Source organism: Anoxybacteroides rupiense (assembly GCF_014196195.1).
GTDB lineage: Bacteria > Bacillota > Bacilli > Bacillales > Anoxybacillaceae > Anoxybacteroides > Anoxybacteroides rupiense.
In genome coordinates this window covers 107924-128102 of sequence record NZ_JACIDF010000009.1, presented here as the reverse complement: position 1 = coordinate 128102, position 20179 = coordinate 107924, and the positions used below count along the sequence as shown (strand labels likewise).

At 44.4% G+C, this 20179-nt stretch carries 21 protein-coding genes and 1 tRNA gene; 2 read left to right on the top strand and 20 right to left on the bottom strand.

The genetic code is table 11. The features are described 5' to 3' along the window. Window positions 1-11: 11 nt before the first annotated feature. The 5 genes from GGQ95_RS14535 to rpoN all read right to left on the bottom strand — a co-directional run bounded on the left by GGQ95_RS14535 (window position 12) and on the right by rpoN (window position 5069). Complete coding sequence (locus GGQ95_RS14535) at window positions 12-1196, bottom strand: phosphoglycerate kinase (protein ID WP_080860078.1); 1185 nt, start codon at window positions 1194-1196, stop codon at window positions 12-14. 113 nt (window positions 1197-1309) lie between these two features. Continuing rightward, window positions 1310-2317 (bottom strand): type I glyceraldehyde-3-phosphate dehydrogenase, encoded by a 1008-nt coding sequence (gene gap, locus GGQ95_RS14530; protein ID WP_183187032.1) that lies wholly within the window; start codon window positions 2315-2317, stop codon window positions 1310-1312. A gap of 31 nt (window positions 2318-2348) precedes the next feature. Continuing rightward, window positions 2349-3383 (bottom strand): sugar-binding transcriptional regulator, encoded by a 1035-nt coding sequence (locus tag GGQ95_RS14525; protein WP_044741436.1) that lies wholly within the window; start codon window positions 3381-3383, stop codon window positions 2349-2351. A gap of 129 nt (window positions 3384-3512) precedes the next feature. Next, complete coding sequence (locus GGQ95_RS14520) at window positions 3513-3758, bottom strand: glutaredoxin family protein (RefSeq protein ID WP_066149727.1); 246 nt, start codon at window positions 3756-3758, stop codon at window positions 3513-3515. A gap of 12 nt (window positions 3759-3770) precedes the next feature. Beyond that, complete coding sequence (rpoN, locus tag GGQ95_RS14515; RefSeq protein ID WP_183187031.1) at window positions 3771-5069, bottom strand: RNA polymerase factor sigma-54; 1299 nt, start codon at window positions 5067-5069, stop codon at window positions 3771-3773. A gap of 455 nt (window positions 5070-5524) precedes the next feature. Between rpoN and GGQ95_RS14510 the strand changes: the two genes are divergently transcribed. Continuing rightward, a complete protein-coding gene (locus GGQ95_RS14510) occupies window positions 5525-6031 on the top strand; it encodes a DUF3189 family protein (protein ID WP_044741439.1) in 507 nt (168 codons plus the stop codon). 379 nt (window positions 6032-6410) lie between these two features. Here GGQ95_RS14510 and GGQ95_RS14505 read toward each other — a convergent pair. Then, window positions 6411-6482 (bottom strand) — tRNA-Arg (locus GGQ95_RS14505). 453 nt (window positions 6483-6935) lie between these two features. Between GGQ95_RS14505 and clpP the strand changes: the two genes are divergently transcribed. Further along, window positions 6936-7526: an ATP-dependent Clp endopeptidase proteolytic subunit ClpP gene (gene clpP, locus GGQ95_RS14500; RefSeq protein WP_044741440.1), complete on the top strand. Its 591-nt coding sequence runs from the start codon at window positions 6936-6938 to the stop codon at window positions 7524-7526. Between the two features lie 220 nt (window positions 7527-7746). Here clpP and GGQ95_RS14495 read toward each other — a convergent pair whose 3' ends face one another. The 14 genes from GGQ95_RS14495 to hisG all read right to left on the bottom strand — a co-directional run bounded on the left by GGQ95_RS14495 (window position 7747) and on the right by hisG (window position 20125). After that, window positions 7747-8004, bottom strand: a complete 258-nt coding sequence (locus tag GGQ95_RS14495) for an HPr family phosphocarrier protein (protein WP_044741441.1) — start codon at window positions 8002-8004, stop codon at window positions 7747-7749. 25 nt (window positions 8005-8029) lie between these two features. Then, on the bottom strand, window positions 8030-8986 hold the full coding sequence (whiA, locus tag GGQ95_RS14490) for a DNA-binding protein WhiA (RefSeq protein ID WP_044741442.1): 957 nt from the start codon (window positions 8984-8986) through the stop codon (window positions 8030-8032). A 57-nt stretch (window positions 8987-9043) separates the two neighbouring features. Then, window positions 9044-10006 carry a gluconeogenesis morphogenetic factor MgfK gene (gene mgfK, locus GGQ95_RS14485; RefSeq protein WP_044741443.1) on the bottom strand — a complete coding sequence of 321 codons (963 nt, stop codon included), beginning with the start codon at window positions 10004-10006 and terminating at the stop codon, window positions 9044-9046. Continuing rightward, the gene (gene rapZ, locus GGQ95_RS14480) at window positions 10003-10896 is read right to left on the bottom strand and encodes an RNase adapter RapZ (protein WP_066149716.1); all 894 of its coding nucleotides are present in this window, start codon (window positions 10894-10896) and stop codon (window positions 10003-10005) included. The genes mgfK and rapZ overlap by 4 nt, the downstream gene beginning before the upstream one ends. Before the next feature lie 15 nt (window positions 10897-10911). Further along, on the bottom strand, window positions 10912-11370 hold the full coding sequence (locus GGQ95_RS14475) for an 8-oxo-dGTP diphosphatase (RefSeq protein WP_066149713.1): 459 nt from the start codon (window positions 11368-11370) through the stop codon (window positions 10912-10914). Window positions 11371-11682: 312 nt separating this feature from the next. Continuing rightward, the gene (gene trxB / locus GGQ95_RS14470; RefSeq protein WP_066149710.1) at window positions 11683-12630 is read right to left on the bottom strand and encodes a thioredoxin-disulfide reductase; all 948 of its coding nucleotides are present in this window, start codon (window positions 12628-12630) and stop codon (window positions 11683-11685) included. 92 nt (window positions 12631-12722) lie between these two features. Beyond that, complete coding sequence (locus GGQ95_RS14465) at window positions 12723-14180, bottom strand: tetratricopeptide repeat protein (protein ID WP_183187030.1); 1458 nt, start codon at window positions 14178-14180, stop codon at window positions 12723-12725. Between the two features lie 679 nt (window positions 14181-14859). After that, a complete protein-coding gene (gene hisIE, locus GGQ95_RS14460; protein ID WP_066149703.1) occupies window positions 14860-15492 on the bottom strand; it encodes a bifunctional phosphoribosyl-AMP cyclohydrolase/phosphoribosyl-ATP diphosphatase HisIE in 633 nt (210 codons plus the stop codon). Continuing rightward, window positions 15489-16247, bottom strand: a complete 759-nt coding sequence (gene hisF, locus GGQ95_RS14455; RefSeq protein WP_183187029.1) for an imidazole glycerol phosphate synthase subunit HisF — start codon at window positions 16245-16247, stop codon at window positions 15489-15491. The genes hisIE and hisF overlap by 4 nt, the downstream gene beginning before the upstream one ends. After that, window positions 16244-16981, bottom strand: coding sequence for a 1-(5-phosphoribosyl)-5-[(5-phosphoribosylamino)methylideneamino]imidazole-4-carboxamide isomerase (gene hisA, locus GGQ95_RS14450; RefSeq protein ID WP_183187028.1), 738 nt, complete (start codon window positions 16979-16981; stop codon window positions 16244-16246). Before hisA ends, hisF begins: the two co-directional genes overlap by 4 nt. Further along, window positions 16981-17616 carry an imidazole glycerol phosphate synthase subunit HisH gene (gene hisH, locus GGQ95_RS14445; RefSeq protein WP_183187027.1) on the bottom strand — a complete coding sequence of 212 codons (636 nt, stop codon included), beginning with the start codon at window positions 17614-17616 and terminating at the stop codon, window positions 16981-16983. Before hisH ends, hisA begins: the two co-directional genes overlap by 1 nt. After that, window positions 17617-18204 (bottom strand): imidazoleglycerol-phosphate dehydratase HisB, encoded by a 588-nt coding sequence (gene hisB / locus GGQ95_RS14440; RefSeq protein WP_044741452.1) that lies wholly within the window; start codon window positions 18202-18204, stop codon window positions 17617-17619. Then, complete coding sequence (hisD, locus tag GGQ95_RS14435) at window positions 18198-19484, bottom strand: histidinol dehydrogenase (protein ID WP_066149687.1); 1287 nt, start codon at window positions 19482-19484, stop codon at window positions 18198-18200. Before hisD ends, hisB begins: the two co-directional genes overlap by 7 nt. Window positions 19485-19501: 17 nt before the next feature. Next, window positions 19502-20125: an ATP phosphoribosyltransferase gene (gene hisG / locus GGQ95_RS14430; protein WP_066149684.1), complete on the bottom strand. Its 624-nt coding sequence runs from the start codon at window positions 20123-20125 to the stop codon at window positions 19502-19504. Between the last annotated feature and the right edge of the window lie 54 nt (window positions 20126-20179).

The window sequence follows — 20179 nt, the reverse complement described above, 5'->3', positions numbered from 1 at the left end:
CCTCCTTCTGATTACTTATCATTTAACGCAACCACACCAGGGAGCTGCTTCCCTTCCATAAATTCCAGCGACGCGCCGCCGCCAGTTGAGATATGATCCATTTCTTCAGCCAATCCAAATTTTTCAACAGCTGCCGCGGAATCGCCGCCACCGATAACCGTATATGTACCCTTCGCATCAGCTAGCGCCTGTGCTACTGCTTTCGTTCCTTCGGCAAATGCGTCCATCTCAAATACTCCCATTGGTCCATTCCAAATGACAAGCTTAGATTGCAAAATCACATCGCGATACAGCTCGCGCGTTTTTGGACCGATGTCCAATGCTTCCCAATCGCTTGGAATATTATCAATGCTTACAACTTTTTTGTTTGCGGCATTCGAAAAGTCATCGGCTACGACGGCATCAACCGGCATATAAAATTTTACGCCTTTTTCTTTCGCCTTTTCCATAAATGACTTCGCCAGCTCGATTTTATCTTCTTCGAGCAGCGATTTGCCGATTTCATGACCTAACGCTTTCACAAACGTATAAGCAAGGCCGCCGCCAATGATTAAATGATCGACTTTATCAAGTAAATTTTCAATGACGCCGATTTTGTCTTTCACCTTCGCGCCGCCAATGATGGCAGTAAATGGACGCTCTGGATTGGAAAGTGCTTTGCCAAGCACTTCAATCTCTTTTTCCATTAAAAAGCCTGCCACTGCTGGCAAGTAATGCGCGATTCCTTCTGTGGACGCATGAGCTCTGTGCGCAGCGCCAAAAGCATCATTGACATAGACGTCAGCCAATTCTGCAAAGGCTTGAGCTAGCTCTTGGTCGTTCTTCTCTTCGCCCGGATAGAAGCGAACATTTTCAAGCAGCAGGACATCGCCTTCGTTCATAGCAGCAATGGCCGCTTTTACTTCTTCTCCATAGGCTTCATCTGTCTTCACTACTTTTTTACCAAGCAGCTCGCTTAAGCGTTCCGCCACCGCCGTTAAACGCATTTCTTCTACTACTTTTCCTTTCGGGCGGCCAAGGTGGCTCGCTAAAATCACTTTCGCCCCCTGTTCTGACAAATACTGAATGGTTGGCAATGCAGCGCGAATGCGTGTGTCATCTGTTACGCGTCCATCTTGCATTGGGACATTAAAATCAACTCGGCAAAAAACGCGCTTCCCTTTGACATCCATGTCGCGGACGGTTTTCTTGTTCATGGCAAACGGCCTCCTTCAATGGTTTCTGCATACGAAAGGGAGTGGGGGACTCCCCCCGCTCCCCTCTCCATTTCACTATTATAGACTTGAATGAGCGACTAAGACAAATAGATTTATAAACCTTTTGAGGCAATATATTCAGCTAAGTCTACCACGCGGTTTGAATAGCCTGTTTCGTTATCATACCAAGAAACCACTTTGACCATTTTTCCTTCCATGACCATTGTAGAAAGCGCATCAATCGTAGATGATGCCGGGCTGCCATTATAATCGCGAGAGACAAGCGGTTCTTCGCTGTAAGCAAGAATGCCTTTTAACTCGTTTTCTGCTGCTGTTTTAAGCGCTGCATTTACTTCTTCTACCGTTACTTCTTGTTCAAGCTCAGCTACAAGGTCGACAACAGATACATTCGATACTGGCACGCGCATCGCCATACCGTTTAACTTGCCTTTTAGCTCAGGCAAAACAAGGGCCACCGCTTTGGCAGCGCCCGTGCTTGTCGGAATAATCGATTCAGCAGCAGCGCGGGCACGGCGCAAATCTTTATGAGGCAAATCAAGGATTTGCTGGTCGTTGGTATAAGCATGGACCGTTGTCATCATGCCGCGAACGATTCCGAATTTTTCATGAAGCACCTTAGCAAATGGCGCCAAGCAGTTTGTTGTACAAGAAGCATTTGAAATCACATGATGGTTAGCTGGATCGTATTTTTCTTGGTTAACACCCATCACGATGGTAATGTCTTCATTTGTTGCTGGAGCGGAGATAATGACTTTTTTCGCGCCAGCCTCTAAATGCTTCGCGGCATCTTCGCGCTTTGTAAAGCGGCCTGTTGATTCAACAATGATATCAACTCCTAGCTCGTCCCAGCCTAGTTGCGCTGGATCGCGCTCCGCTTTTACAACGATTTCTTTTCCGTTTACGACAAGGTTGTTGCCGTTCACAGAAACTTCGGCGTCTAGTGTGCCGTGAACGGAATCGTATTTTAAAAGATGAGCTAATGTTTTCGCATCTGTTAAGTCATTAACAGCTACGACCTCGATATTTGGATTTTTCAATGCCGCGCGGAATACGTTGCGGCCAATACGTCCAAAACCGTTAATACCTACTTTTACAGCCATTGGTGGTTCCTCCTTCATGATTCAAAAATGGTTATGTTAAGGGATGTGGCTCCCCCGTCAACGCTCTTGCTGCTCCTTCGTCCGTGATTAAAATCGAGCGAGGCGCTTGCTTCATATACGCTTTAATCGCCTTTGCTTTAGAAGCACCGCCAGCAACGGCAATCACATGCTGAACGCGTTTAATGTCTTCAAGCTGAATGCCGATTGTCTGCACCTTATGCACCACTTCGCCCGCTTGATTAAAGTAATATCCAAAAGCCTCAGCCACAGCATGTCTTTGCTTAATTTTTTCCATGTCTTCTCTAGAGGTTTTACGGCGTTCTGCCATCGTGATCGCATCGCCAATTCCATGCACTACGATATTCGATGATTTGATCAGTTGAAGCACTTCTTTGACTGCTGGTTCTTCAATCAGCGACTGATACGCCTCTTGGCTTAGATGGTCAGGCACATGGAGCAAACGGTAATTGCCCATTGCTTTTTCCGCCATTTTGGCACAGATCGTATTCGCTTGATTTTCGACATGCTCTCCTAATCCGCCTCGGGCAGGAACAAATAATATGCCGTGCTGTTTAGGATCTGGCATCATCATATCGGCTACTGCGGCCATTGTCGTTCCGCCGGTCACAGCGACGATACTTTGATCGCTCAGCTTTTCTTTCATGCACGCTACACAAGCTCTTCCCATTTCTTTTTTCACCCAAGGAGAAAGGTCGCTATCTCCAGCAACAATGATGACCTCTTCGACAGGGAGCAAACTTTTTACCTTTTTCTCTAAATCCTTCAAACCGAGCAGTTCCTTCATCACATCTTCCAAAAGATTGAGCAATTCGTCACCATCGGATGTCACGTGCATACCAGATGAAGTGATGGTAATTAAGTTTTGGTCTTTTAGAAATTGTACTTCTGCGCGAAGGACACGTTCGCTCATCCCGATGCTTCCAGACAACGCTCTTCTTCCAATCGGCTGCATCAGCCGAATGTACTGCAAAATGCGATAGCGTTTTTGCATAAACTCAAGAAGATCAGGCAATAATTTTTTCTGTGCATCAATCCATGATCGCAATGTAGTTCCCTTCCCCTTGCATATAATATATGGACACAATACGTCCCGCAGCGACTTATTTTGTCCCGCTTGTGCAAAAAAAATTACTCCTGCCCTCTTTTTTAATTGTAACAGGAGTATGGTAGATGTTCAACTATTCAAGCATTCAAGTAACCGCTTTCTTATAAAATCTTTTTTAATAAGGCCATAGGCCAGCTCTTTCCCGTCCACTTCGACGACCGGAATCATCAGATGGTATCGTTCCAACAACACATCGTCTTGATAAATATCGATTTCTTGAATGGTAAAATGGAGTTCAGTCTGCAATTCAGCTAAAATTTCTTTCGCCTTCTCGCACAAATGGCAATCTTTTTTGGAATAAAGATGGACAATCATCACGTTCACACCTTAATATCGTTTTCGTTTCGCAGATGATGGAATATGCAATTGTTCCCGATACTTGGCCACTGTTCTTCTGGAAATAGCAATTTGGTGCTCTTCGTTTAATAAATCAGCAATTTTTTGATCGGATAAAGGAGCATGTTTATCCTCTGCTTCAATCAATTTTTTAATCAATTCTTTCGTCTTGGCTGCAGATGCTTCTTCGTTATCATTTTCCGCAGAAAGAGAGTTTGTAAAAAAATGGCGAAGCTCTACGGTGCCAAACGGTGTCTGTACATATTTATTCCGAATCACTCGACTGACGGTAGATTCATGAATATTCAGCGCATCGGCAATATCGCGCATTGTTAATGGTCTTAGTGCGGCCAGCCCTTCTTCGAGGCATTGCTTCTGTCTTTCCATGATTTCCTTCACAACAAGAACCAATGTTTGTTTACGTTGTTCTAAGCTTTTTGTCAGCCACATAAATTGCCGATATTTTTCTCTCACAAACCATTCAATTTGTTCGTCCTGCTGATCGGCGACTTTTTTTTCGTAAGCGTGATTCCAAATCACTTCTGGAAGAAACTCATCATTCAGCCACACACATATCTCCCCATCACGCTTTGTGACAATCAAATCCGGCACGATAAAATGCGGATCCGCCGCAGCATAATGACTGCCCGGCCGCGGCTCAAGCGTGCGAATTAAATCCCATATTTCCTGCAAATTCGATATGCTGATTTTCAGCTGCTTCGCAAGCGCTTTCCATGCCTTTTCAACAAACATCGTAAAATAATCAGCTATGACCCGTTCTGCTAGTTCATGGCGAACAGGCAGGCGCTGAAGCTGGATGAGCAGGCATTCTTGCAAACTGCGCGCGCCCACTCCGGCCGGTTCAAGCGATTGCAAAAACTGAATGGCTTCCTCCAGTTCTTCTTCTGATAACGACAACAGGGCCGCGGTTTCTTTCATTTCCATTCGCAAATATCCATCCTCATCAAGTGAAGCAATTAAATAATGCAAAATCTGCCGTCTTTTTGCAGATAACGGAAAAGCGTGAAGCTGGACTTTTAAATAAGACGCAAGCGTCTCGGAAGATTTCCCGATATTTTCAATCCAATTTCGTGTTTCTCCGTTCCTTGACTGCTTAGGAGTACGAACAAACTTATGATCCTTGATTTCGAGAAAAGGATTTTCTAGAGATTGCTCATGCAAAAAAGAGCGCAATTCAAGCGTTGAATACTGCAGCAATTCAATCGCTTGAGCCAGTTCCTTTGTTAATGAGAGGTGCAAGCGTTGCTCTTGAAACAGCCCCGCTCTCATAATCTCACGCTCCCTTCTTTATTATTGTACATCAACATCCTCAAAACGTATAGGAAATAAAATTTCCGTATATCCGAATCCATTATTTTTATATATATTCGAAAAATCACACAAAAAAGACCTTTCCTGATCGTGGACTGCTGCTATTATGAAGATAGATAACAGGAGCATTTTGGAAAGTATAGGCGGATATTCTTTATAGATGTGGTGAATGTTGTCGATATCCTACACATAGTTGTCAGACTAATGATACTACTGATCCACTCAAAACCAATGAACACTGCTTGAATTCTTGTTTTTATCGCTGAAAAACCGATCAGAATCCGACCTTTTACACGAAACATCCCAAATTCATACCAATAAAAGGAACAAGGGAAAGCTCTTTCGCTCTTTTAAATACGACGGGTTCTGGTAATCCTACTTATGACAACATAGGATTAAAAGAGGGTGATTGGGTGATTTACATATATAATGACTACGCTGGAACACATAGCACGGCACTAGCAGCAGCCTACCATTTAAAAAAGCTGCCTTTGGATCGAGAGCTGACGAAAGAAGAAATTTTAAATACGGACTATTTTAACAAACTGACAAAGGATGATTTCGGAAAATTTTTCTTCCACGGAATCGATGAAGATGGAAATTCTGTGTATACCATTGGCAGAAAAAGAAACAAATTAGTCGTTCAAGCATTGGTAAATTTCATTACGTTGCTACAAGAAAAACATAGCCATCACGAAAAGATTATTTTTTCTAATACTTCGCCAACGGTTCCATTTGCCATGACAATGGGAGGGTTTTTTTCAAGAGGATTGCACATCGATTTTATTGGCGTCCCCTTATTAGTTTTAGGTGCCAAACAATGTTGTCATGATATTCTTCGTCTCGTTGAATTTACAAAGCAAATCGGTCAATCGACAGAAAAAAAAGTCGTTGTATTAGAAAATCAAAATTTCAAATAACATCTATCTCTTGGTTATTTTCGTGCCAAAAATGCTCGAAAATAACCATCCTTTTTTCTTCCTGACAAACAGAGAAGAAGCAACCCGTCCGTTTCTCCGCTGCTTCTTTATTTGAATCCCCCCTCAACATGTTCTTTGATTTTTCCCAATAAAAAGGGTTCAGCATCGCCATGGCGCCTTGCCCGCAAAGAGATTGATTCGTATGTCATCGACGAAAAGAGCCCCTACCAATGGATTCAACAACGCTGGAACTGTCTTGTGAAAAATTTTTCCAAAAACAAAAGGACTCTTTCGGATTTAAAAAAATAAAAAACGACCGCAAATGCAGTCGTATCAAGGAGCTGTGGAAATTTAATCCGAACCAGTAGGATAGTTGGAACGCCCTCGGCAGGATTCGAACCCACGCTAAGAGAACCGGAATCTCTCGTGCTATCCACTACACTACGAGGGCATGATTGGTTAGCCGCATGTTCCATTATAATGAAGAACGTTTTTTTTTGCAAGAGGAAAATATGCTATGGAAATAAGAAGCAAGATTGATTCATTATAGAAAAAACAAGTCCATAGATTTGTGTCTTCGGCCGCCGACCTCTCAGCTATCGTTTAAGCTGCGTTTATATCGGGCAAAACGCTTACTAACAGATGAACTCCCCCCCTTCACTCCGTTTAAGGGAGGGAGACTTCTCGGTGGATATGTTAAAAATTTAAAATCTATTTTCTTCAGCAATACGTCTGTTTAAAAAACAAAAAAGCGGATATGCTGAAAAAAGGGATATCGGAACAGAATAGCGAATAAATAAAATTATGAGGAGAAGGCAAAACGCTTTTTGTTTGACCTTCATTGACCAATTATGTATCATAGAAATACATATGATTTTAATTGACTGGTAAAGGAGGAAAACTCATGAATTTAATTCCTACAGTGATTGAGCAAACAAGCCGCGGTGAACGCGCATATGACATTTACTCCCGCTTGCTTAAAGACCGCATCATTATTTTAGGTAGTGCCATCGATGACCATGTCGCGAACTCCATTGTTTCCCAGCTTTTATTCTTAGCAGCGGAAGATCCGGAAAAAGATATTTCCCTTTATATTAACAGCCCTGGTGGTTCGATTACAGCCGGAATGGCCATTTATGACACGATGCAGTTTATTAAGCCAGATGTTTCGACCATTTGCATTGGAATGGCAGCATCAATGGGGGCGTTCCTGCTTTCTGCTGGCGCAAAAGGAAAGCGCTTTGCTCTTCCAAACAGTGAAATCATGATCCATCAGCCTTTGGGAGGAGCGCAAGGTCAAGCTACTGATATCGAGATTGCCGCTAAACGCATCTTGTTCTTACGCGATAAGCTGAATCGCATTTTGGCAGAAAATACAGGCCAGCCAATCGAGATCATCGAGCGCGATACAGACCGCGATAACTTTATGACGGCGGAAAAAGCAAAAGAATATGGTTTAATCGACCGCGTGTTGGCACGCGTTGACGAAAAATAATCCGGACAGCCAGTAGTAGACAAAGTCAAAACAGACTTTGTCTACTACTATTTTAAAAACGTTTGGCTGAAAAATGCGGACAGCCAATCTGAAAATATGAAGGCTGTTCTTTTCCGTAAAGAACAGCCTTTTCCTTTATGCATCGAATGAATCTCGGACAAAGTGCGGTTTGAGCATCCTGAACGAGTCGCTCTCTCCCAGCCATTCCTGCAGCCTCTTACTATCCTTCTTTTTGCACATATTTTGTCAATGCTTCAATCGCTTCTTGTTCATCCGGTCCATCAGCGATTAATGTAATGACAGACCTGGAGCTGATCGCTAGGCTCATCAGACCCATGATGCTTTTGGCATTGACTTTTTTTCCATCTTTTTTAATAAAAAGATCCGATGAGAAGCGGTTCGCTTCCTGAACAAAAAGTGCAGCTGGACGCGCTTGCAATCCAGTTTTCAACAACACTTCCACCTGTTTTTCCACCATATTCCTTCCTCCCCTTTTCCTGATTTTATTTATGGAAGTCTACAGGCTGTCCTGCCCGCAGCTTTTCAGCAATCTCATCGATTTTCCGCAAGCGATGGTTAATGCCCGACTTGCTAATTTTCCCCCCTGAAACCATTTCACCTAATTCTTTTAATGTAACATCTTGATATGTTACTCGTAATTCTGCAATTTCTCGAAGCTTATCTGGAAGTGCGCTTAAACCAATGGTTTCATCAATGTAGCGAATGTTTTCTACTTGACGAATCGCGGCGCCAATCGTTTTATTTAAATTAGCCGTTTCACAATTGACAAGGCGGTTGACCGAGTTTCGCATATCGCGGACAATCCGAACATCCTCAAAGCGCAGCAAAGCCTGATGAGCGCCAATAATATTAAGAAACTCTGAAATTTTTTCTGCCTCTTTTAAATACGTAATAAACCCCTTTTTGCGTTCCAACGTTTTCGCATGCAGCCCAAAATGGCTGTTCATTAATTCACATAACGAGTTGTTATGATCTTTGTCCAGTGAAAAAATCTCTAAATGGTAGGAAGAGGTTTCGGGATTATTAACCGATCCGCCAGCAAGAAAAGCGCCTCGCAAATAAGAACGCTTGCAGCATTTTTTCTTGATCAATTCTGGAGAGATGACCCGAACAAACGAAAAAGATTCCTCCAAGATTTTTAAATCCTCAAGTAATTCGCGCGCTCCTTCGACAATTCGAACGATGTAAACATTGTTTTTCTTTAAGCGCATTTTTTTCCGGACAAGCAGTTCAACGGTAACGGTGTATCCTTTTTTCATTAGCGTATAAATGCGCCGGGCGATGGCCGCGTTTTCCGTTTGGACATCAATGGTAAGCTTGCGATTGGAAAAAGACAGCGAGCCATTCATGCGCAAAAGGGCTGATAATTCTGCTTTTAAGCAACAGTCTTTGACATCTAAATTCGTTAGCTCTTTTTTCGTCTCTGACGCAAACGACAACCTACTCACCTCCATGCTTCATGATTTTTTCAAAGGATAAAGGAGGTGCGTGCGACTCTAGCACGTTTCTAAAAGTGAAACGAGCAGCGCTGCCACCTTTTTTGTATCATGGCGTATCACGCGATCTTCATACTTTACAATATGATCGCGGATAATGGTTATTCCCAGCTCCGTTAGCTTTTCTAAATCTTCCTTGACAGGTTCGGACAGCTCTTCCGCATAACGCTGCTGAATATCCTTAGGAATTTCTCCGCTATTGACAAGAATCATATCCAAAAAAGCACACTCCATATGATCATACAGCGCTTTCACATGGTCGCTTGCTGTATAATGCAATGTTTCGCCGGCTTGGGTCATGACATTGCATACATAAACTTTTTTAGCTTTTGCCTCGCATACCTCTTGACCGATTTTCGGCACTAACAAATTAGGCAAAATACTTGTATATAAGCTTCCAGGGCCGAGCACAATCAAATCAGCCTGACGAATTTCATGCAGTGCTTCTTCAAGCGGTTCAATCTGTTCTGGAGTTAAAAAAACTCTTTTGATTTTTTTTCCAGAGTACGGGATTTTCGATTCTCCAGAAACGATGGTCCCGTCTTCCATTTCCGCATGAAGAACTACGCTTTTATTCGCTGCCGGCAATACCTTGCCTCGCACATTCAACACTTTGCTCATTTCACGAATGGCTTTAACAAAATCTCCAGTAATGGAGGTCATCGCAGCTAAAATTAAGTTGCCTACTGAATGGCCCGACAATCCGTTTCCGTTTTGGAAGCGATGCTGAAACAATTCAACGACGAGCGGCTCGACATCTGAAAGTGCAGCTAGAACATTGCGAATATCACCTGGCGGCGGAATATCAAGTTCATCCCGCAAACGGCCTGAACTTCCTCCATCATCTGCTACAGTCACAATCGCAGTAATATCGACATCATATTGCTTCAGCCCTCTCAACAGCACAGGCAAACCGGTTCCGCCACCAATAATAACGATCTTCGGATCAATCTTTTTACTCATAGATGCTTTTCCTTTCGTCTTTCCATATCTCGATGAGACACATGCGTCTTATAATCAGCCGAAAAATGTTGAGCAAGATATTCAGCAAGCGCTACTGAACGGTGCTGGCCTCCTGTGCAGCCGATTGCAATGACGAGCTGGCTCTTTCCCTCCCGCTTATAGTGCGGCAGCATAAACGTCAATAGGTCAATCGTTTTCTCAAGAAACTTTTGCGTTTCGTTCCATTTCAGTACATATGAGGACACTTCCTCGTCCTTCCCTGTCTTAGGTCGCATATGTTCAATGTAATGCGGATTCGGCAAAAACCGGACATCAAAGACTAAATCGGCATCAATAGGCAAGCCGTATTTAAAGCCAAATGACACAATATGAACCGTAAAGGTTTGATGTGTGTGTGAAGAAAATTGCTTTAAGATCTTTTCGCGCAGCTCCCTTGGTTTTAAATCAGAGGTATCATAGATGATTTGCGCTCGTCCCTTTAGCTCCTCCAGTATTTCTCTTTCCAACCGTATGCCCTCAAGCGGCAAGCCATTGGACGCAAGCGGATGAGTGCGCCGCGTTTCTTTATACCGAGCAACTAGTGTAGAATCTCTCGCATCGAGAAATAAAATTTGTGGTGTCACCCATGACCACTCCGATAAATCATCAAGTGCCGCCAATAATTTATCAAAAAAATCGCGGCTGCGCAGATCCATCACTAACGCAATTTTATTAATTTTATTCCCCGATTCCTTCATTAGCTCTAAAAATTTTGGCAGCAAGGTTGGTGGCAAGTTATCGACACAAAAAAACCCCAAATCTTCAAAGCTTTGAATGGCCACCGTTTTTCCCGCTCCCGACATTCCAGTGATAATGACCATTTGTATGTCGTTGGTTGAACCTGTACTCATCTTCATCCTCTCCCCTTAGCTTGGGTCTAATCGATACGAAAGCAGTTGGAAATCTTCTGTATAAATAAACGAACCATAGATCATGCCAGAGCCCTTTAACATATAATCTAAAATATGACGATCTCCCGGTGCCATCGGGAGTTGGTGAATCGTTTCCACAGGGTGCCATTCAAGCTTCCCTTCCTCACAGTAAGGCACATGTTCGCCATCAAACTGATCCGCAAAAAACGTAAACATCATCCACTCCGAAACAATTCGCTCCTGATCCTTGATCACAATGGTAAATACCCCTTTTAATTCGGGGCTTTTCAAATAAATGCCCGTCTCTTCCCGATATTCTCGAATACATGCTTCGCGAATCGTTTCACCTTGCTCCATCTTTCCTCCAGGAGCAACCCACCAGCCTCGGCGCGGTTTTTGCAGCAACAAAATTTTCCCATCATTAACCAAAACACAATTTGTTACGCGTTGCAACACGTTCACCTCAACATTACTCAATACAGTTTACTTTATTATACTATTTCTGGCGATATGGTGCTAGTTGCATATCGGCCGTATATCGCAATAGGAGCGCGATGATGAATCTGTGAGATCAGCCGGCTCCGACTATTTTTGCTTCATACCCTTTGTATCTTGCGACAGCAAAAAAAGAGGCACGGGAAGTACCCATGCCATACACGGAAATTTATATAAAAGGGGGTCAATTACTTTACCTTTAGCATACAGGAAAATTATTTCATTTGTGTTACAGTGCGGTTAAACATCCATTACGGTTTCGTTAAGTGATTATTTCACTTTTAGCGACTCTTTTAGCTCCTCTACGTAATGCTGTGCACTTTGCGCCGCAATGCTTCCGTCCCCTGTCGCCGTTACAATTTGCCGCAGCGATTTTTCACGGACATCGCCCGCCGCAAAAATTCCGGCTATTTTTGTTTCCATATGTTCGTTTGTTTCAATATAGCCATTTTCGTTTGTAATGCCAAGGCTGACAAATGGCTTCGAAAGCGGCAGCATACCGATATAAACAAACACGCCATCACATGAAAACTCCCGCTCTTCTCCTGTTTGTGTATGGACAAGCGTGACTCCGCCCACTTTTCCGTCTTTTTCATGAATTTGCTTAACTGTATGATTCCAGATAAAATCGATTTTTTCATTAGCAAATGCACGGTCTTGTAAGATTTTTTGCGCCCGCAGCTGATCGCGGCGATGCACGATCGTAACCTTGCTAGCAAAACGAGTTAAATATACGCCCTCTTCCACTGCGGAATCGCCTCCGCCCACAACAACAAGCTCTTTTCCGCGGAAAAAGGCGCCATCACATACGGCGCAATAAGAAACGCCGCGGCCGCTCAGCTCTGCCTCCCCAGGAACACCTAGCTTTTTATACTCCGCTCCTGTCGCAATAATCACCGCATGCGCTTTATATTGTTTATTTCCGACCACAATGGTTTTGTGCTCTTGGCCATCAATCACTTCTTTTACGTCACCGTAAGCATACTCTGCTCCAAATTTTTTGGCATGTTCAAACATCTTCGTTGCTAATTCTGGTCCCAAAATATGTTCATAACCTGGATAGTTTTCTACATCCTCCGTATTGGCCATTTGGCCGCCTGGAACTCCGCGCTCAATCATCAGCGTCGACATGTTCGCTCTAGATGTGTAGACAGCGGCTGTCATTCCGGCCGGTCCCGCCCCAATAATAATGACATCATAAATTTTTTCTTCTGACACAGCGTCCACTCCTTTACGCGCTACTTACCTGCTTATTATTTCCTTACTTTTATCGTATATAAGTCCTGAATAAACGTCTATTAATTTGCTCATTATAACCATTTTCGAACTTGTTTTACATATTTTTGAACAGTGGATAACGAAATACTGTACTTTTCTCCGATTCCTTTTTGTGTCACGGATTCGCCCTGATTTCGCCTCCATACATATTCAATCGCTGCCGCCCATGCTTGATAATTGGAGAAGTTTCGCAGCACATCCACCGCATTGGCGAACACATGAAACCAAGCGATATACATTTTTTCATCTGCTAACACATTTTTTTCCCATAATTCATCCATTACGGCGTAGGCGTCTACGATATACAATGGGGCCACTGCTTGCGCTGGAAGCAAAATATAATCAATAAATTCCCGGACAAGCCAATGCTGTTCCATTGTCTCTCTTACATGGATATACGCTTTCACTTCATCCGCATTCAATGATTTGCTGATGACATATAATCCATAAAGCACTTCAGCAATATTCGCTCCGTTCATCCACCGCTTAATTTTTTCTTCAAACACTCCCCACGGCTCTTGCCCTTTCTTATCAGGGCTCAGATCGATTACTTTTTCCCACGCTGTTTTGGCTAAACGGGCATGACCGGTATAATAAGCAGAATAGGCGAGCCAATAATAAAATAAAAAATCACCATGAAACCGCATTTTATACAAATGGTGAAGCCATTTAAAAGCAAGGTCAAAACGTCCGACAAGCGCGAATGTAGCGCCAAGCTTATAGCGCTGATCAATGAGAAACGGATGCACACAGGCTAATTCCTCTGTCAAGCGGGCGACCTCTGCTTCATCCTGCAAGTAATGAAAAAACACAAGCCGATTGCAAAGTGCATGCAGGTTGCCAGGATTTTTTTCAAGCACTTCATTAATAACGCTCTGTGCTTTTTCAGCATTTCCCATATAAAAATAAGCTAATGCCAAATTATTGTATGCGGACCAAAATTCCGGGTATTCAGCAACCATCGCTTCCAACACTTCAATTGCTGCCGGAAAATCCCCTTTTTCCAGTAACGAGCGCGCTTTTTCTTGTTTTACGATCAAATCCTCTTGACTGATAAACTCATCATCTTCATATTCGATGCTTAAAAGCTCTATTAAATCTTCAATCTCTTCCAAAAATTCACCATCCGGTTCACGCTCTAAATAGGTTTGCGCATGATTCATCGCCTCGCGAAATAGACCAAGATGAGCATAATTATGAGCTAAAAAATAAAAGCATTCACTCATTTCGGGATCAAGCTCATGAACAACGGTCAGAAACAGCTGATTAGATGCTTGATATTCCCCTAACTCCGCCAATACAACCGCAAGCTGAAAAGCAAACATCGCTTCTTGACCATTCAATTGCACAGCCCGCTCCAAATATTTTTTCGCTCGCGCCAAATCGCCACGTTTATAAGCAATTAACCCTTTTTTAAAGTAGTACTCTCCGCTTTGCACAAACGGAATGACCTTCGCTGCTGATCGTTTTCGTTTTAATTGTTTTCCCATCTAGTCCTCCATGTTCCGCTGAATTCACCGAAAAGAAGTATAACATATTCTCTTAAAACTGTATAAGCGATATAAGCTGAATTTTTGTTTTATTATCATTCCTGAAGAATTGACACAATAAAGCTGCTCCAAAAGGAAAGAGCCTCATTTTTTCAGGATCCGGAGTTGCCTTATCATGCGAATATAGGAGAAGCACTCAACAATTCAAAAAACACCCCGTCACATCAAATGATGTAGATCACAAGTGTTGATGATCCATTATTTTACTAAAAACATGGAATGATCGAACTAGACACAAGCTTTTCCCGCCAGATGCATGCCCAGTCGGCAAGCGATGGCTTGCCGATTATGGCAGAAAAACTAGGAATCAAGCAAGGTCAATTGTTTTTTATGGGATAAGCAACACACCGGGGTTTGTTTATTTTTTCTTCAGAATGCAGCCGGTGATTAGCCAATCATCATTCATCTCCTCGAGAGGCCGATCTTTTCAGCTGCGGGGCTCTGAACTAAGGAAATGTGAAAAGCCATCTATTGACAGCTAGCGAGGGAATAACGCTTCAACACCTTTAGTCTGAAGAAAAAGGGGACAGGCAGCACCTTTAGGCAACGGATATGTCACTTAAACATAACAGAAGCTGGCTCCAATCGCAATACGAACGATTATGAACCAGCTCAAAAATTACTCTTTTGCTGCATGGCGCTCCTTTAATACAGCAAGCACGGCATCAAGCGGCAATTTTTGTTCACGCAACAGGACAAGCAAATGATACAATAAATCGGCAACTTCCCATTTTAGTTCTTCTGGATTGCGGTTTTTAGCTGCAATAACGACTTCAGTTGCTTCTTCGCCTAGCTTTTTTAAAATCTTATCAATTCCTTTTTCAAATAAATAAGTTGTATACGCCCCTTCCGGACGCTCCGCTTCGCGTTTGGCGATAATTTGTTCAAGCTGATTAACAATGGAGAAACGGTCAGTGTATGCGCCAGCTGCTTCGCCGTGGATCGTTTCGGAAAAACAAGAATAGCTTCCGGTATGGCAGGCAGGCCCTTGCGGTTCTACCAGCATAAGGAGAGCATCTTGATCGCAATCATAACGCATCTCAAGAATGCGTTGCGTATTCCCGGAGGTTTCTCCTTTATGCCACAACTCTTGGCGGGAGCGGCTATAAAACCATGTTTCCCCTGTTTCAAGCGATTTTTGCAGCGCCTCTTCATTCATATAAGCAAGTGTCAACACTTCCTTGCTTTGCGCATCTTGCACAATAGCGGGAACGAGCCCTCTTTCATCAAAACGAATATTAGAAATATTCATCGGACGTGCACTCCTCTCTCGCGCAAATAGGCTTTTACTTCTTTAACAGACGTTTCTTTATAATGAAAAATCGAGGCAGCTAAAGCAGCGTCCGCTTTTCCTTTAAGAAACGCCGAAACAAAATGCTCTGCATGGCCCGCGCCTCCCGAAGCAATGACTGGAACGGAAACAGCTTCGCTCACTTTTTTTGTAAGCTCAAGGTCAAAACCGTTTTTTCCTCCATCACAGTCCATGCTTGTTAATAAAATTTCACCTGCGCCGTGCTCTACCGCTTGCTTGGCCCATTCGACCACTTCCCAATTCGTCGGCTTGCGCCCTCCATGTGTATAGACGCGCCAAGAACCGAGCTCTTCATCGTATTTGGCATCGATCGCTACGACTATGCATTGTGAACCGAAAAAATCAGCTCCCTCACTAATAAGCGAGGGACGGATGACTGCCGCCGTATTTACAGACACCTTATCCGCACCAGCGCGAAGAATGCGCTTCATATCTTCTAACGAATGGATTCCGCCGCCGACTGTAAACGGAATGGCAAGCTGTGCCGCGACATTCTCAACGACTTCGATCATGGTTTTTCGTCCCTCATGGGAAGCGGAAATATCTAAAAACACCAGCTCATCGGCCCCTTGTTCGTCGTAAAATTCCGCCAATTCAACTGGATCTCCCGCATCGCGCAACTGCACAAATTGAACCCCTTTTACCACGCGGCCATCCTTCACGTCAAGACAAGGAATAATGCGCTTTGTAATCATTCGCCCTGCACCACCTTTAACGCCTCAGCAACAGTAAACTGATTTGTATACAATGCCTTTCCAATAATCGCTCCTGATACTCCTTCATGGACAAACGGCTTCAATGTTCGCAAATCATGGAGAGAACGGACTCCTCCTGAAGCGATCACATTCCGTCCGGTTGCCCGCGCCATATCGGCAACCGCTTCAATATTCGGCCCAGACAGCATGCCATCCGTCGCAATATCGGTAAAAATAAACGTCTGCGCTCCAGCCTCCGCCAGTTCTTTTCCCAGCTCTTCCGCCTTGACATTCGATGTATTCAACCATCCTTCTGTTGCCACATAGCCGTTTTTAGCATCAATGCCAATCGCAATACGCTCGCCGTATATGGTCAGCATTTTTTTGACAAAAGAAGGATTGGAAATAGCAGCGCTGCCTAAAATCACGCGAGCCACCCCGTTATCCAAGTAGTAAGCGACATCCTCTTCCGTACGGATGCCCCCGCCCACTTGCACATTCACCTTTAACTGCCGGACAATCTCAATGACAAAGCGATCATGGATACGGCGTCCCTCCTTTGCGCCATCGAGATCGACCATATGAATCCATTGCGCTCCCTGCTCGGCAAATAGACGCGCCATCTCAAGCGGCGAATCGCCATATACCGTTTCCTTATTATAATCGCCCTGTAATAGCCGAACACACTTGCCGCCGCGCATGTCGATCGCCGGATAAATGGTAAACGCCGCCATCATTCGTTCTCCTTTCTTGCTACAAGATCCGCATAATTTTTTAATATGTTCATTCCGATGCTGCTGCTTTTTTCCGGATGAAATTGTGTTCCAAATAAATCGTTTTGACCCACGACAGCCGGAACTTCCACATCATATGTGCTGCTTGCCAGCACAACCTCTTGATCGGTTGAATCGACATAGTATGAGTGAACAAAATAGACATATCCTTCTTCGACATTTTTAAAAAGCGGAGACGGATAACGAATGTGCAGACGATTCCATCCCATATGCGGTACTTTATACGCTTCACCACTTGAGGCCGTTCCCGGAAAACGGACAACGCGGCCTTTTAATAGCCGAAGCCCTTCCGTCCTGCCATTCTCCTCGCTCTCATCGAACAAAAGCTGCATCCCAAGACAAATTCCAAGCAGCGGCGTTCCGTTTTCCACCGCTTCACGAATAAAATCAGACAGCCCTGTTTCATTCAAGATGTGCATGGCATCTTTAAAAGATCCGACCCCCGGCAAAATAAGGCCTTTCGTTTTCTTGAGCTGATCCACGTTCCCTGAAACGATAGATTCATAGTTCAAGCGCTCTAGCGCTTTGCTGACGCTGTATAAGTTGCCCATTCCATAATCAATAATGCCAATCATTTATAACATTCCTTTCGTCGATGGAACTCCCTTTACACGCGGGTCAATCATCGTCGCTTCAGCCAATGCTCTCCCCAGCGCTTTAAACACCGCTTCAATCATATGGTGGGTATTGCGGCCATAATGAACAATCACATGCAAATTCATGCGCGCCTCCAAGGCCAGCTTCCATAAAAATTCATGCACAAGCTCCACATCAAACGTCCCAACTTTTGGGCTTGGGAATTCGCCACGAAACTCAAAGTGCGGTCGGTTGCTTAAATCAATCACGACTTGTGCAAGCGCCTCGTCCATTGGCACAAACGCGTTGCCATAGCGTCTAATTCCTTTTTTATCACCTAAAGCTTCTCGAAGCGCCTGCCCTAAGCAGATTCCGATATCTTCCGTTGTATGATGGTCGTCGATTTCAATATCGCCGACAGCCTTTACCTGTAAATCAAACTGCCCATGCTTCGCAAAAAGATCCAGCATATGGGTTAAAAACGGCACTCCTGTTTCAAGCTCCGCTTTTCCCTCGCCCTCCAGCGTCAGTTCCAATTGAATATCTGTTTCATTGGTCGTTCGTGAAATCATAGCCTTTCTCATGATGTTTCTCCCCCTTGATTTTTCAAACGTTCTTCTACAGCCCGCGCATGTGCTTCCAGCCCTTCTAGCCGCGCCAGCGCAGCAATTTTTGCGGCGTTAGCCGCTAGCGCCTGTTCGCTGTATAAAATAAGGCTCGATTTTTTAACAAATTCATCGACGCTCAATCCGCTTGAAAAACGAGCCGTTCCGTTCGTAGGCAGCACATGGTTCGTGCCGGCAAAATAATCGCCTACGGGCTCAGAGCTAAACCGCCCTAAAAAAATCGCGCCAGCGTGACGAATTTGTCCAACGAGGCTCATCGGATCATTCGTGATCATTTCCAAATGCTCCGGAGCCAGCTCATTAACGGCGGCGATCGCTTCCTCCATCGTCTCGGTCACATAAATCGCTCCATATTGTTCGATAGCGGCAGCGGCGATCTCCTTGCGCGGCAGCGTTTCCAGCTGTGCTTCTACCTCGCTCGCGACTTCCAGCGCCAATTTCATGGAAGGAGTGACAAGGATACTGGAAGCGCGCTCATCATGCTCAGCCTGTGATAAAAGATCAGCGGCAATTTCATTCGCTTTTGCTGTTTCATCAGCTAGCACCACGATTTCACTCGGTCCAGCAATCATATCGATCGCCACTTGCCCGAACACTTCCCGCTTCGCCAGCGCCACATAAATGTTGCCTGGACCAAAAATTTTATCAACCGGCTGAATGGTTTCTGTCCCATAAGCAAGGGCGGCGATCGCTTGGGCACCCCCGATTTTATAAATCTCTTGAATTCCAAGCTCGCAAGCCGCGACAAGCACTCCTGCCGGCAAGCTGCCTTGGGCATCGGGAGGAGATACGATCACAATCCGCTTGACTCCTGCTACTTGTGCGGGAATGACATTCATTAAAACAGAAGAGGGGTAAGCCGCTGTACCGCCCGGCACATAAAGCCCGACCGCATCAAGCGGTGTGATCTTCTGACCGAGGATCGTTCCGTCCTCCTTCATCATCATCCAAGACTCCCGCTTTTGACGTTCATGATACTCGCGAATATTTTCCGCCGCTTCGCGAATGATGGCAATCAAGGAGGAATCCAGTTGCTCATAAGCTTGGTCCATTTCCTGCTTTGATACCTGCAACGATTCAAGTAAGACGCCGTCAAATCTTTCCGTATATTCCTTTAAGGCCTCATCTCCTTTGCGCCGCACCTCTTCAATAATAGTTCGGACCGTCTGTCTTTGCTGTTCGGTCCCCGTTTCGATCGATCGCTTCAATGATAAGGCGCGCGTCAGTCGCTCAATCTTCATGTAACACTCCACCCCTTTCATTCCTCGCCAATGATGACTGATAACCGCTCGACAAACTCATGAATAGGCGCTGCCTTCATGCGATAACTCACTGGATTGACAATTAAACGAGAGGTTACCTCCACAATTTTCTCTAGCTCCACCAGCCCATTCTCTTTTAATGTTCTTCCGGTCGAAACAATATCGACAATTCGGTCCGCCAATCCGACGAGCGGCGCAAGTTCAATAGAGCCGTTTAAGTGAATAATTTCAACTTGCTCTCCCTTTTCGCGAAAATAGCTGGAGGCAATATTCGGATATTTCGTCGCCACTCTTGGCGCAATCCGATTCATTTTTCCATCAGGCAACCCGGCAACGGCTAAATGACATGGGCTGATTTTTAAATCCAAAATCTCATACACATCCCGTTCCTCTTCTAGCATGACATCTTTTCCGGCAATCCCTACATCAGCGACACCATGCTCAACATATGTGCTGACATCCATTGGTTTCGCCAAAATAAAACGCATCTTCTCTTCGGGAACATCGATAATCAGCTTACGAGATTCATCCAATTCAGGCGGAAGCCGGTAGCCGGCTCGACGCAGCAGCTCCACCGCTTCTTCAAAAATGCGGCCTTTTGGCATCGCAACGGTTAACATACGCTATTCCTCCTTTGACCATGAACCGGCACATATTCATCCAATCACAAAAGC

Coding starts and splice junctions, on each gene's coding strand:
- hisA (WP_183187028.1), bottom strand. CDS start 16,981: ATGGCGGCGTTTACCATTTATCCGGCGATCGACATGCGCGGCGGCAAG.
- mgfK (WP_044741443.1), bottom strand. CDS start 10,006: ATGAGTAAAAAGATTGATCCGAAGATCGTTATTATTGGTGGCGGAACC.
- hisF (WP_183187029.1), bottom strand. CDS start 16,247: ATGATTACAAAGCGCATTATTCCTTGTCTTGACGTGAAGGATGGCCGC.
- GGQ95_RS14465 (WP_183187030.1), bottom strand. CDS start 14,180: ATGGGAAAACAATTAAAACGAAAACGATCAGCAGCGAAGGTCATTCCG.
- rapZ (WP_066149716.1), bottom strand. CDS start 10,896: ATGAGTACAGGTTCAACCAACGACATACAAATGGTCATTATCACTGGA.
- clpP (WP_044741440.1), top strand. CDS start 6,936: ATGAATTTAATTCCTACAGTGATTGAGCAAACAAGCCGCGGTGAACGC.
- hisD (WP_066149687.1), bottom strand. CDS start 19,484: ATGAAGATTGAGCGACTGACGCGCGCCTTATCATTGAAGCGATCGATC.
- hisIE (WP_066149703.1), bottom strand. CDS start 15,492: ATGAATATTTCTAATATTCGTTTTGATGAAAGAGGGCTCGTTCCCGCT.
- GGQ95_RS14520 (WP_066149727.1), bottom strand. CDS start 3,758: ATGATTGTCCATCTTTATTCCAAAAAAGATTGCCATTTGTGCGAGAAG.
- gap (WP_183187032.1), bottom strand. CDS start 2,317: ATGGCTGTAAAAGTAGGTATTAACGGTTTTGGACGTATTGGCCGCAAC.
- hisG (WP_066149684.1), bottom strand. CDS start 20,125: ATGTTAACCGTTGCGATGCCAAAAGGCCGCATTTTTGAAGAAGCGGTG.
- hisH (WP_183187027.1), bottom strand. CDS start 17,616: ATGATTGGCATTATTGATTATGGAATGGGCAACTTATACAGCGTCAGC.
- GGQ95_RS14495 (WP_044741441.1), bottom strand. CDS start 8,004: ATGGTGGAAAAACAGGTGGAAGTGTTGTTGAAAACTGGATTGCAAGCG.
- GGQ95_RS14535 (WP_080860078.1), bottom strand. CDS start 1,196: ATGAACAAGAAAACCGTCCGCGACATGGATGTCAAAGGGAAGCGCGTT.
- rpoN (WP_183187031.1), bottom strand. CDS start 5,069: ATGAGAGCGGGGCTGTTTCAAGAGCAACGCTTGCACCTCTCATTAACA.